This window comes from Sulfitobacter indolifex, assembly GCF_022788655.1.
Lineage (GTDB): Bacteria > Pseudomonadota > Alphaproteobacteria > Rhodobacterales > Rhodobacteraceae > Sulfitobacter > Sulfitobacter indolifex.
Window position 1 is genome coordinate 1 of the sequence record NZ_CP084955.1, and the last position, 12,211, is coordinate 12,211.

Below are 12,211 nucleotides of genomic sequence, written 5' to 3' on the forward strand. Positions count from 1 at the left end.
CTAGACATCTGCGATCAGAACGATGCGCCTGCCAAGCCCGACTTCGGCCTGAACCGCCTCTGCCATGACAGTGCTGAAATGGGTCTCAAGATAGCGCACAACAAACCCGCTGCGGGCGGCCAGCGTGTACCGCCCGCCCTCGTCCGACACAAAACGCAGGGGCGCGAACCAATTGCGATGCTTGTCAGGATAAAGCGCGCGCAGCCTCTCTGACACCGCCGACCACGACGTACCATCGTTCACGGGCGGGACATCTTGCACCGCCTTGGCAAAATCGACCTTCACCACCGAAGAACTTTGGGCAGGGTCCATGCTCTCCATCCGTTCGGCATAATCCTTACCAACGGCGGTCCAGGTCGCGCGCGATATTTCAAACACCCGCAGAATGTTCAGCCGATAGGCCCCGACCCTGCCCCGTACCCCCTTGCGCACACAGATCAACAGCCGGTCATCCACCCAGCGTTTGATCTCGCGTTTCACGGTACGTTCCGTTACATGCCATATCCGCGCCATTTCTGGCTGGCCCACGCAGAAATGGTCCAGTTTCCAATTGTACCGTGCCGTGATCAGGGTACAAAGTCGTGTCATCGAAATCTGTTGGGCTGGCGTGCCATGCAGCCCCGAAACGCTTAGTGCTGTCAGGACATCATATTTCATAGACCCTGCACCGGGTCCGGTTAGCCGCTTTGGTTCCATGATAATCTCACTGTCTCACCTCACAACGCCGACCTTCATTGGGTCGATTCTGATTGAGGTTGATAAGTGCATGAAATCCCGCTTTCTGTCAATGCTTGCCGAAATACACGAATTTCCAATATAATATTTAAATCAGGTATATCAGGTATAGGGTGACACTAGTATGTCACCCTATCGAAGCCTTCGTGTCACCAATACTGGATGGAAACTTCTTTATCTGTCACCAAATATAGTTGATTTGTCCTGCGATTCAGATGGCGTGACCGATTTACAGGATTTCAAAAGCCGAAAGTTTGCTTTTGCCAATTTGACCATATCCCGTTAATGAAGAAGAATATGAAAATAGCAAGAGCAGCACCATGAGAGACCATTCAGACCTTCAGGACATGAACGCGCGCAGTCTCGCACAACAGGCATCTGTTCGGCGCGCAACATTCGATCCCGGCATCGTCAAGGCACTGCGCCCCTTCTCAATCTGGGAAATCAGCCAGTTCATGTTCGACATCCCCCCCGATACCCTGCGCAAGAAACTGGCCGAAGACCCCGCCCTGCCCCAGGGCGAAACCCAGGATGATGGCCGCCAGCGCTGGTTCTCGCTTAAGGAAATCAACGAACTGCGCCGCCGCTTGCGGTTCCGGGGTAAAACACTGCTGCCCCGCCGCCCCGATGGCCGCGCCATCCGCGTTGCCGTGTCCAACTTCAAGGGCGGCGTGGGCAAGACTGTCGTGGCGCAGCACCTGGCAAATGCCGCCGCGCTTGATGGCTATCGCGTGCTGTGCATTGACTTTGATCCGCAGGCCACGCTCACCCACTCCATGGGTCTGGTCGAGGTGAAGGAAGGCAACACCGTCTGGGGCATCATGTGCCGCGATCTGTGCCACGAGGCGGACCGGATCATGAACAGCTATGACCTGCCCGAAGAATGCCCCTACCCCGCCTCCGATGAACTGCCCGAAGATGTGCAAAGCATTGGCGCGCAGCGGACGCAGGATTTCATCCAGCCCACCTGCTGGCCCACCATCGACATCATCCCCAGCTGCGCCAACGCGGCCTTTGTCGAATTTGCCAGCGCGCAATACCGGGCCTTGCACAAGGCATGGTCGTTCTTTGGATGTGTGGCGCGGTATCTCGATGAACTGCCCGACGATCAATATGACGTCATCATTTTCGACTGCCCGCCCGCCATCGGCTACCAGTCTCTAAACGCCGCTTTTGCGGCTGATATTCTCTATATTCCCTCCGGTCCCGGTTACTGGGAATACGATTCCACCACCAGCTATCTGGGCCAGTTGGGTGACGCGATGGAGGATATCTCGGACGGGTTTGGTAAGCTGGCAGCGGACGCAGGTATAACGCTTCCTAAACGGTTTATGGACATTCGTATCCTTATGACCCGCTTTGAAACCAACAACCCTTTGCATACCGCGATGATGGATGCTTTTCGCAATGTCTTTGGCGCTGACGTTTGCCAGAACCCGATTGAAATGACCCGCGCGGTCGAACAATCGGGGCGGTTTCAGATGTCGGTTTACGAACAGGACTACCGCCAGATGACCCGCGAAACTTGGAAACGCGCGCGGCAAAGTTTTGACCGGTCTTATGAGGAATTCAGGGCAACCATGCTGAATGCCTGGGACCGCGCCATAGAAACAGGAGAGATGTGACATGGCCAAGAGCAACAAATTCGGCTTTGCCCCGGTGGAGCCCGACGCCCCGAGACGCCGCGAACGGTCGGTCGGGCCGATGGGTGCCGCGGTGCGCGAAGCCGCGGAAAGCCTGACAGACGCCACCGACGCCAAAGTCGAAAAGCGCCGCCAGAATGCCAAAGACGCCGAAGCGTTCCGCGCCGCGCAGGACGAAGGCCGCGTGTTGATCGCGCTGGAGTTGTCGCAGATCTCAGCCGACGATCTGCCGCGTGACCGGATGGATCTGGATGCTGTGGCATCCTCGGACGAGATGGAGGAACTCAAGGCCTCGATCCGCGAGCGGGGCCAGAAGGAACCCATCGAAGTCTACCCGGGGCCGGACGGCAGTTACCAGCTCAAGAAAGGGTGGCGTCGTTTTACCGCGCTGTCGCAACTGATGGCGGAAACCGGCGATGCTCGTTTTGGCACCATCACCGCGCGGATTGAACGCGGTGATGATGGGCGGTTGGCGCGCTATATCGACATGGTCGAAGAAAACGTCGTGCGCGAAGATCTCACCTTTGCCGAGATGGCACAGGTTGTAATCACCGCCGCGCAGGATGGCGGGGTGGGGGAGCCGGACCCCGATGCGCTGGTGGCGCGGCTGTACGGATCGCTGCACAAGATGAAAAAATCTTACATCCGCAGCTTTATTTTCCTGCTGTCGCAACTGGGCGATGTGCTACCTTTCCCCAAGGCAATTTCACGCAACCTGGGTGTTGATGTGGCACGGGCGTTCAAGACACAGGACGCGGCCGAGGCGCTGCGCGCCAAGCTGCAAGAATGCCAAACCCCTGAGGAACAGAACAAGGTGCTGGCCGAATTTGTGGAGGCTTCCAAGGGAATGCCGCAGGCCCAAAAGAAAAAGCTGGAGCCGCGTGAGAAGTTCGAGTTTCACGTCGGCTCCCTCAAGGTGACAGCGCGGCGGGGTGAATGCCGAATCGTCAGCAAGGATGATTTCGCAGCCATTCCCAAGCCTTTGCTGGAACGCGCGATCAAAGCTTTTGAGGATGAACTGCGCGGCGGCCCAAGTGTAAAGCCGCTATAAAGATAGGGGTAACCCATGGGTTACCTCGTTTTTATCTACTAAAATCATATATTTAATTAGTTTTCGGGGTGCGGCGAAGGCGCATGTAACCCGCAGGGGGCGGCGGAATTGAAGGAGTGAGCCAAATTTGACGTCTCTCCCCGGTTTCACCAGCGTTCTCACCTGTGATTGGCCGCTGTGGTCCACGGCGATGCGCCGATCAGCGCCCCATATCAGCATATTCAGTGACGATGCCAAGGCGGCGTTAGCCCCACATCATTTCCGTCGGGGGCTAGGACCGCGCGGCGCGCAGGGACTGGCCCGAGAATAGGGCGAGGCGTTGCTTTTCCGGCAAGTCGCTGCGCAGCCCTCCGGCATGACCTACCAGCAGTATCGCCCGACCCCGCAGCCCGTGCAGATCAAAGGGCAGGGTGGCGACCATGGCACGGGTACCTTCGGCACCTATAGCGTTGTTCCAGGGACGCCAGTTCGGCTGATATTGGGTGTGGTCTATTCTCTTGAGAATGCTTTAGATGCCGCACAAATTCAACGCTGATCGTCGCGACAATTTCCCAAACCAGAAGCTACAGGTGACCAACTGCGCAGAGTGCGACGAAAGCCTGCGGCAGCATGGCGATCTGACGGTTTGGATCAGCGATGACGCACTTGCGGTGTGGTCGGCTCCACCTCGCACGACACCTGGCGGCCAGCCTGTCTATTCTGACTTGGCAATTGAGATGTGTCTGCAACTTCGCATGGTTTTCAAGCAGCCACTGCAGCAGACACAAGGCTTGATGCGTTCCCATGCCAAGCTTCTGAGCGTTGATATTACGGCGCTACATTTCACGACCATGTCACGCAGAGGCGATGGGGTGAGCTTGCCTCCCCAAGTTACATCCAAGAGCGCCACCCCGGTGCATCTGGTCGTGGAAAGTATCGGGTTGAAAATCTTCGGCTAGGGGGAATGGCTGGAGAAAAAGCATAAAACAAAGAGGAAACGGCGCACATGGCGTAAGCTGCACCTTAGCCTTGATTTCATCAGCGGCCAGATCGTCTGCTGACCACAGATGACATTGGTGATCCATCCGCCCTTCCGGGCCAACTGGATCAGATCGGCCCCCCCCGTTAAGCTATTCTTGGCGGATGGTGCCTATGATGGCGAGCCAACGGTTCGGGCCCTCATTGAACGCCTCGGTTCGGAGATCAAAGTCACAATCCCACTGACCGAGAACCCGATTTTGAGCACTGACGCGGCTCAAAATCCTAGCGCACGTGACCGCCATATTGTCGACATAGCTGCCCATGGCCGGATGGCATGGCGGACATCATCGGACTACAATCAGCGCAGCCGCGGCGAAACCTCAATGGGGCGTTGGAAGGCCGTCATTGGCCCCAAACTCAAGGCGCGGTCGTTCGAAAATCAGAAGACAGAGGCCAAGATTGGCGTCCGAATTTTGAGCCGAATGACTGGACTTGGCAGGCCTAATTTCGAACGCTTCGCCAGAAATCCGTCTCGAGTAGGGCGCGGGCCGTGCTTAAGGTGATCTGTGTCACAAGACCGTGAAACCTGTAGAAAACACCGGTAATAACGATGCCGAAGTCATGGATAAGACTCAAGAAATAACCCCCAAGGACGCCATTTTCGAACCTCAGATAGGCACTACAGATTAGCTTAATCCCGTAACTAGTAATTCCTCTGAAAAATAGTACGCGGCGGGTGCGGTGTTAAATGTTCCACCCAGGGAGCGAGTTGATAGGGAACTGGAAAGCTGGGTTGCCGCGATGCGCAATAAGCGGACAGCGCTCAACCTGCCGACATTCATGCAGGCCTGCCCGGAATTCGCGTCCTGGGTGCGCAGTATGGACAGAATTCCTGGACGATTGGTGCGCTCTGAGCATGCCTGGAATGTGGCGCAGGATCGAATGGGCACCCAGGTGGCCATGGCCGCGTTTGCACTCGTCTTCGAGAAACACAGTGCAAGCGAGGTTGCCTCACCGGACGGATACTTGCGGCGCATGGGCGAGAAAGCCGGGGCAGGGAAGCTGCATCTCGAGCGCAGCTTCTATGGTAGGCTCAGTGGGCAGGCGGCATGACGTATTGATCAATAAGTGGCATTGGCATATATTGCCAATAAAGGAGGCCCGACTCATGGTGACACGCAACGTTGTCCTGACCGAAACCCAAGACCATCTTGTTCAAGCACTGGTGGCGTCCGGGCGCTACCAGAATGTGAGTGAAGCCATGCGCGCTGGCTTGAGGCTGCTCGAGCAGGAAGAGGCGCAGATCGCGGGCATCCGCCAAGGGCTTCTCGAAGGTCTGGCGCAGGCCAAGGCGGGTGATTTTGCTAAGGGCAGCGGCAAAGATGCGATCCGTAGGGCTTTTGCGACTGCGCGAGCGCGTTCATGAGCCGATCCTTCCGGCTGACCCGTCGTGCGGAAGCCAGCCTCACTGAAATCGCCAGATGGACAATCGAAACTTTCGGGCTGCGCCAAGCAGAACTCTACGAGGCCGAATTGCTCAACTGCTGTGAACGTATCCTGAATGGCCATGCGCATAGTCGGAGTTGCGCGGCTCTCGTTGATGATGTCGAAGACCTGCGATTCATAAGGGCAGGGGAGCATTTCCTGGTCTTTCTAGATCGATCGGACGAGGTCATCATCGTGGATATCCTCCATTCCCGAAGCGATCTCCCTCGCCATGTTACCTCGCTTTTGGCCTTAAAGTCCGAAAACTGCTGATCCTCGTCACAACCCGGCTGCCTTCGTCAGGTTTACTCGGAACCGGTCGCGCCGGCGTTGATAGCGGCGGGTCATTTCCGCCGAAGCGTGGCCGAGCTGTTTCTGGACATAGCGTTCATCAACCTCTGCCGAACTGGCGAGGCCGGGACGCAGGGAATGACCGGAAAAAAGCGCGAGCCGGTCCTTTTCAGGCAGGTCGGCACGAATTCCGGCGTCCAGGACCGTGCGCTTGATCAACCGCACGACATGCTTGTCGTTCAATCTCGTCTCAGAAGCCCTTTTGCCATCCCGCGAGATGCCGACAAAGACCGGACCGAAGTTGATCTTGGCGAAGTGCAGCCATTGTTCGAGCGCGTGCACGGGGCAGCTCTGGTCGCTAGAACCGTGGCCAATCTCGACCTCGCGCCAGCCAGTCTTAGCATTGAGGGTGAGTAGGGCGCCCTTGTCGACGATCTCGATCCAGCCACCTGAATCCGGCGTGTCATCCTTGTGCCCGTCGAGGCTGATGATTTCCGACCGGCGCAGACCGCCCGCATAGCCGATCAGCAGGATGGCCCGGTCTCGCAGACCGCGCAGGTCGAAGGGCAGAGTGGCGACCATGGCTAGAATGTCCTCGGCCAGGATAGCCTCCTTCTGCACCGGCGGACGGGCGTGTTTGCGTTTGATGCCGGCCAGTACGGAGGCGATATGGCGGTTCTTGCGATCGAGTTTGAAGCCGCGTTGCTTGTAGTTCCAGCTAAGGCCAGAAAGACGGCGCTCGATTGTCGAGACTGAGAGGGCAGGGGCCTTTCCCGTGGGTGCCGCAAGGTTAGCGAGGTAGAGCCCGATCATCTCAGGTGAAGGCGGCAAAGGGTCCGTTCCCTTCAGTCTGCACCAGCGGGTAAAGTGCACCCAGTCTTTCGCATAGGCCTTCAGGGTGTTCTCAGAAGCCGCCTGCTTTGCATAGCTGAGTGCGGTTTCTACCAGCTGATCGAGGGTGCCTGAACCAGCCACATGCGAGGGCAAGGTGATGCCATCTCTTTTCTCTTGATCGCTCTCTTCAACCTCAGCATCATCGGATGTACTAGCGCGTGCTGAGCTTAATTTCTTGTCCTCTGTGGCCATGTTTCCCCCGAAAATCTGCTAGTATTGAGACTGAGCTGCGACAGTATCTCTTAGTGTCCGATAATGTAAACTTATTGGACATAACTAAGCGCGGCAAGGTAGGGCGGTTTTGGCGCTATTTGCTGGCACAAAGAGCCGTCTCAATGTACGTTGCGCGCATGACCTTTGCCCGCGCCAATACAATCGAGTCTCTTGTCACGCTACCTCTTATGCCCGCCTGGGTCACCTCTGGACGTGCAGAAACCCCTGAATATGTGGCGTTTTTGTCGGGTGCGGCGCTTGCTCACCTTCATCTTGTGTTGGCACGAGACGAAGTCCCCAGATCTTTGCTGCGGGAACGTCTCGCGCTGCGTGCCGCTGAGGCCTGTGTGACGTTTTCTGGCCGTTCTGAGCGGGCCCGGGACTTGCGGGACGCGGTTCACCTACTGCGCTCGGGAGACCTACCGGGACCGGCAAGGGGAGGCTATTTGGCTTGGCGTCGCGCAGTCGAGCGGCCGGTGTCAGTTAGGGCGTTGTGCCGCGCTGTACCGCCCCTTGAGCAGGAGCAGATCGCTATGTGGCTCGATGCGGGGCAGGGGGCGCCGGTCTCTCGCGCAGGCGCTCGGCTGGGATTATCTTGTGCCGTTGTTGGCCCAAGGTCTTCGCCGCGCTGACTTGGGAAAGCGCGGCGAAGACCTGCGTCTGGCCTGTCATCGCGCGGTCGTCTCATCGGCCACTGAAGCCGTGCAGCTCTCCGCCGACCTTGCGCGTCGGACGGCGCATCTGAAAGCAGTCGCCCCGAAACTCCGGGCCAAGGCTGCAAAGGAGGCGGTGGAGATTTTTTTTAACCCGTGACGCCGTGACGCCGTCCGCGTTGCCTTTGCCAAATAGGGCAGCGCGGCGGCTGTGTGATCGTTTGATTGATCTCGGTGCGGTGCGCGAGTTGACCGGCCGTGAGACGTTTCGGCTTTACGGGGTTTAGGTATGGCAAAAGATCGCCCCGCAACAGAGCTCGGCCGCGAGCTTGCCGACCTTCCGCCCGAGCTGCGCTGGTGCGAGTTGATGCGCCGGATTGAGGCGGTGCTGTGGTGCTTACGTTACATTCGACGCACCTTCGGTCCTATCCGTCGGCCTTTGTCTAGATCATTGTGTGCGGCCGAAGTGCGATCCGCACGCCAGGGTCATTGGAAGTGCTGTATTGGCCAGCATCTGGTATCCCGCAGGCTATTCACGTTGACAATGGGCGAGACTTTCGCAGCGACTCCTTCCAGTCGGCCTGCGCTGAATGGGGTATTGCGGTCGAGTATAGACCACCTGGTCGCGTGCATTATGGCGGCCATATTGAGCGTCTGATCGGAACGAATATGGGAGCGGTTCATGTGCTTCCGGGAACAACGGAATCATCGCCAAAAGACAAAGGCGGATAGTGTCCCAAGGAATGGTGTAACTTTGTTCTTCGGCCATGGCTTGGCCGCAGTTACAGGGCGGCGATTGTCGCCGGGTCCATGGGGGTAGTGTCGCAAATGGCGGCGACGGTTTCCAGTGTCATGTAGCGGCGCGTGATTGCCCACTCATCATTTTGCTCCAGCATCAGGGCTCCGACCAGTCGTGTGACTGCGGCCTCGTTTGGAAAGATGCCGACAACGTTGGTCCGGCGCTTAATCTCCTTGTTGAGGCGTTCAAGGGGGTTTGTGCTGTGGATCTTGACCCAATGCTCGCGGGGAAAGCTCTTGTAGGCCAACACGTCATCCTCAGCCCGGCGCATCAAATCCGCGAGCTTTGGATAGCGCGTCTCAAACGCGTCGATCAGCTCGGTCCAGTGCTCTTTTGACGCGGCCAGCGTGTCTTGGTCGAAGGCGGTTCTGAGCGCCGCGGTGACGATTGGCTTGTCCTTCTTACCGACGCAAGCAAGTGCGTTGCGCATGAAGTGGACGCGGCAGCGCTGGACGGTCGCGCCGAGCACCTTTGCCGCGGCGGCCTTCAGCCCCTTATGATCGTCCACTGCCCGGCAGTGGTTTGCTTGCAAACCATGAGAGGGGGCGATGATCAGGCGGGTGCCGCGCAGCCCGCGATCGGCCAGAGAACGCAGAAATTCGTCCCAGAAGACCTCGGCTTCATTGGGCTGGACAGCGATGCCCAGAACCTCGCGGCGTCCATCCAGGTTGACCGCCACTGCCACTATGGCAGCGACGCTGACGATCCGACCGCCACGGCGGACCTTGATGTAAGTCGCGTCAAGCCAGAGATAGGGCCATTCGCCTTCCAGCGGGCGGTTCAGGAATGCATCGACGCGTTCATCAATCTCGCCGCAGAGCCGCGAGACTTGGCTCTTCGATACGTCAGTCATTCCCATCGCCTTGACCAGATCATCCACGGAGCGCGTCGACAGGCCCTGAACATAGGCCTCTTGAATGACAGCCGTCATGGCTTTCTCCGCCGCCCGGCGGGGCTCAAGGAACTCGGGCAGATAGCTGCCCTTGCGCAGCTTCGGGATCTTCACATCAACCCTTCCTGCACGCGTTTCCCAAGCTCGGGACCGGTATCCGTTGCGATGGTTCATGCGGTCGCTGCGTCGCTCGTGCGCACTGGCACCGCAGAGCTGGTCGACATCCAGTGCCATGAGGCGGTCGGCGACGAACCCGAGCATCTCGGCAAGCAGGTTGCTGTCCGATGTCTCTGACAAAAGCGCACGCAGCGCGGCAGCATCTGATAGACTGTTCTTGGTCATGGTCATGGTCGTTCTCCTCGGTCAAAGTTAGGTCCGCAAACCAAACCTTAGCTGAAGAACAACCATGGCCGCCAAGCGACCCGAACGGGCCTCGCTTCGCTATGCGAAGGCTCCGCTCAGCCCGCGCTACCAGCGGGAGTTACACCAACTGTTGGGACACCGCTCAAAGGCGAGTATGACAGCACTGGCAAAGCAGCAAGTCTGTGCGGTCAGCGTTGATCAGCGCCTTGCGTTCGGTCGGGCTCATCGCTTTAGCCCTTGTGACAAAAAATCGTTTTCGACCGCCAGCTTTCCGATCTTGGCGTGAAGCTCTTTGACCTCAGCTTCGTTATCTTCGGCCCGCCGGACCTTATCGGAAAATACCCCGGTCAGCACTTCAATGGCCTGTCGCTTCCACGTCGTCACCTGCGTTGGATGAACCTTGTGCTTCGCTGCAATCTCTTGCGCGGTCTTGTCACCACGTAGCGCCTCGAGCGCCACAGTAGCTTTGAAATTGTCTGAAAAACTGCGTCTCTTCGTCATTTGTGTATCCTGTCTTCAAGGTTGGATACATCTTAGCACGCTGTCCAGATTTGTCGGACCACTTCAGACATAGGTGTCACACGAACGCCAATCTTACTTCTGCAGGCACCGCCCGCACCAGATGAGCGACGGTTCTATCAACACATTCTCGCGTCGATTGGTGCGCCGATGTGGGGCAGACACACTGTGTCCGAACTGAAGGTGCGCGCGCTAAGCCATCTGCACGACATGGACCTCAAAATGATCATGATCGACGAGGTTCATAACTTGCTGGCAGGCAGCTATCGGGAACAGCGTCGTTTCCTTAACATGCTCGGTTTCCTCGCCAACGATCTGTGCGCATCGCTTGTCGTGTTCGGCGTCAACGGAGCCGTCGATGCCATTCGCGGTGACGAGCAGCTCGCTCGGTGATTGGATGAACATTTCCTGCCGCTCTTGGAAAACGACGTTGAGTTTTCCCGTCTTGTCTAGACTCTGATTTCAGCCATACAGTTGGAACGCGGATCAGGTCTCAACGTCCAATCACTCCGATCGATCCTCGGTGTTACAGGCGGCATCACGTCACGCGTGTTCACCATGATCAAGGCGTTGGCCATCGAGGCGATCGAGACAGGTAAGGAGCGAATTACTGATGAGGCCGTCCAAGCATGGCAGCTTGTTTGGGCCAAGCACAGCTGGAACATTCTGCGCCAACCCTTGCCCTCGTTTCAGTGACCATCCGACCGCTGCCAGAGCGCCCTCCATCCCTTCAAGATGAGCTTTTGTCGAGTTGGATCACTCGGCTTGCTGGTGCGAACCATTGTTCGGTGGCCGAGCTTTGCGGATATTTAGGACTCGTTGGCGAGTGCCCACCGGAAACGTGGAACGAGCTAGCGGGCGCAAACATCGAACGGCTTGGCACCATTTCTGGATTCCTACCGAGCGACACGCACAGGATGCTGCTTACGCGTCGCGCGGATTTTCCGATTGAATGTATTTCCCGTTCGGACTTTCAGTTTTGCCCGATGTGCCGCAACGAAACACCCGGGGTTTCGTTGCGGCATGGGCGCTACGCTTGGTCGATAGTTTGCAAAAGCTGTTGTACTGAGTTGCGGCCTCTTCGCGCTGACCCAAACGCAGGTGATCTGCTTTCTTCAGGGCTCCGAACTCGCGCATCAAGAGGGGTGGTGCAGCTGAAGCAAGCCTATCAACAGGTAAATCCACGCGCTGGCCGGCGCATTGATTTGACCATGCAGATAATTGGTTTTCTCTCACCAGAGCTTCTTCATCCTACACTATTTTCAATAGACTTCCGTTGGCGTTTAATGATGCTTGAAGCTGTCCACCACGGATTGTCACACCCAATCTTGGCTGTTGCGCATGCCGTGCGCAAAGATCCGACTGCGGGAACCAGACTCCACAACGCCTTTCCGTATAAGAGAAAACTGTTGGCTCGAGTGATGCGGCTCGCTGCCAGCTTGCCGAACTACCAAATTCGAGAGGTAGAGAAAAAGAACGATCAGTCCGCTGTGTATAAATCTGCTCGTCCCAACGCGCCTAGGCCCGAATACCTGGCCGCAGCAAAGCAAGCGATTAGCCAGCTCGGCGAAAGCGCCGAACGCAGTGACCTGCTTAGGTGCGCAGAGACGTTCTTGAAAGAGGCTCGCCAACCGCCTGGGGATATCTCATGATTGACTTTACCAAAACGGTCAAAAAAGTAGTGAAAACGATTGAGTTTCGCCAATAACGTTG

12 protein-coding genes and 3 pseudogenes are annotated in these 12,211 nt (G+C 57.3%); 10 read left to right on the forward strand and 5 right to left on the reverse strand.

The features are described 5' to 3' along the window. Positions 1-657 carry a DnaA N-terminal domain-containing protein gene (locus DSM14862_RS19775; protein WP_007121355.1) on the reverse strand — a complete coding sequence of 219 codons (657 nt, stop codon included), beginning with the start codon at positions 655-657 and terminating at the stop codon, positions 1-3. A 398-nt stretch (positions 658-1,055) separates the two neighbouring features. Between DSM14862_RS19775 and DSM14862_RS19780 the strand changes: the two genes are divergently transcribed. Further along, positions 1,056-2,360 (forward strand): AAA family ATPase, encoded by a 1,305-nt coding sequence (locus DSM14862_RS19780; protein ID WP_007121354.1) that lies wholly within the window; start codon positions 1,056-1,058, stop codon positions 2,358-2,360. A 1-nt stretch (position 2,361) separates the two neighbouring features. After that, a complete protein-coding gene (locus DSM14862_RS19785) occupies positions 2,362-3,429 on the forward strand; it encodes a ParB/RepB/Spo0J family partition protein (RefSeq protein ID WP_007121353.1) in 1,068 nt (355 codons plus the stop codon). Positions 3,430-3,700: 271 nt separating this feature from the next. Here DSM14862_RS19785 and DSM14862_RS19790 read toward each other — a convergent pair whose 3' ends face one another. Then, positions 3,701-3,850, reverse strand: a complete 150-nt coding sequence (locus tag DSM14862_RS19790; protein ID WP_007121499.1) for a hypothetical protein — start codon at positions 3,848-3,850, stop codon at positions 3,701-3,703. A 91-nt stretch (positions 3,851-3,941) separates the two neighbouring features. Between DSM14862_RS19790 and DSM14862_RS22040 the strand changes: the two are divergent. From DSM14862_RS22040 to DSM14862_RS19810, 4 genes and pseudogenes are all read left to right on the forward strand, one after another. Then, positions 3,942-4,952, forward strand: a pseudogene (locus tag DSM14862_RS22040) (IS5 family transposase). Between the two features lie 238 nt (positions 4,953-5,190). Beyond that, positions 5,191-5,502, forward strand: a complete 312-nt coding sequence (gene repC / locus DSM14862_RS19800) for a replication initiation protein RepC (protein ID WP_007121496.1) — start codon at positions 5,191-5,193, stop codon at positions 5,500-5,502. 55 nt (positions 5,503-5,557) lie between these two features. Further along, positions 5,558-5,815 (forward strand): type II toxin-antitoxin system ParD family antitoxin, encoded by a 258-nt coding sequence (locus tag DSM14862_RS19805; protein WP_007121495.1) that lies wholly within the window; start codon positions 5,558-5,560, stop codon positions 5,813-5,815. Beyond that, positions 5,812-6,147 carry a type II toxin-antitoxin system RelE/ParE family toxin gene (locus DSM14862_RS19810; RefSeq protein ID WP_007121494.1) on the forward strand — a complete coding sequence of 112 codons (336 nt, stop codon included), beginning with the start codon at positions 5,812-5,814 and terminating at the stop codon, positions 6,145-6,147. Before DSM14862_RS19805 ends, DSM14862_RS19810 begins: the two co-directional genes overlap by 4 nt. Positions 6,148-6,153: 6 nt before the next feature. Here the strand turns inward: DSM14862_RS19810 and DSM14862_RS19815 are convergent, their stop codons facing one another. Next, positions 6,154-7,251, reverse strand: a complete 1,098-nt coding sequence (locus DSM14862_RS19815) for a tyrosine-type recombinase/integrase (RefSeq protein WP_243254664.1) — start codon at positions 7,249-7,251, stop codon at positions 6,154-6,156. A gap of 158 nt (positions 7,252-7,409) precedes the next feature. Between DSM14862_RS19815 and DSM14862_RS19820 the strand changes: the two are divergent. Then, positions 7,410-8,212: pseudogene (locus tag DSM14862_RS19820) on the forward strand (DUF1403 family protein). A gap of 495 nt (positions 8,213-8,707) precedes the next feature. On the opposite strand, the gene DSM14862_RS19830 reads toward DSM14862_RS19820, so the two are convergent. Both DSM14862_RS19830 and DSM14862_RS19835 read right to left on the reverse strand, forming a co-directional pair. Beyond that, positions 8,708-9,958 carry an IS256 family transposase gene (locus DSM14862_RS19830; protein WP_040702103.1) on the reverse strand — a complete coding sequence of 417 codons (1,251 nt, stop codon included), beginning with the start codon at positions 9,956-9,958 and terminating at the stop codon, positions 8,708-8,710. 243 nt (positions 9,959-10,201) lie between these two features. Beyond that, positions 10,202-10,480 carry a transposase gene (locus DSM14862_RS19835; RefSeq protein WP_007121488.1) on the reverse strand — a complete coding sequence of 93 codons (279 nt, stop codon included), beginning with the start codon at positions 10,478-10,480 and terminating at the stop codon, positions 10,202-10,204. Between the two features lie 69 nt (positions 10,481-10,549). Here DSM14862_RS19835 and DSM14862_RS19840 point away from each other — a divergent pair, with 69 nt between their 5' ends. The 3 genes and pseudogenes from DSM14862_RS19840 (at position 10,550) to DSM14862_RS19845 (ending at position 12,150) form a co-directional block, all read left to right on the forward strand. Then, positions 10,550-10,891, forward strand: a complete 342-nt coding sequence (locus DSM14862_RS19840; protein ID WP_083804616.1) for a TniB family NTP-binding protein — start codon at positions 10,550-10,552, stop codon at positions 10,889-10,891. Between the two features lie 236 nt (positions 10,892-11,127). Beyond that, positions 11,128-11,553, forward strand: a pseudogene (locus tag DSM14862_RS21965) (TniQ family protein); the annotation flags it as partial. A gap of 93 nt (positions 11,554-11,646) precedes the next feature. After that, on the forward strand, positions 11,647-12,150 hold the full coding sequence (locus tag DSM14862_RS19845; RefSeq protein WP_243254665.1) for a hypothetical protein: 504 nt from the start codon (positions 11,647-11,649) through the stop codon (positions 12,148-12,150). The last annotated feature ends 61 nt before the right edge of the window (positions 12,151-12,211 follow it).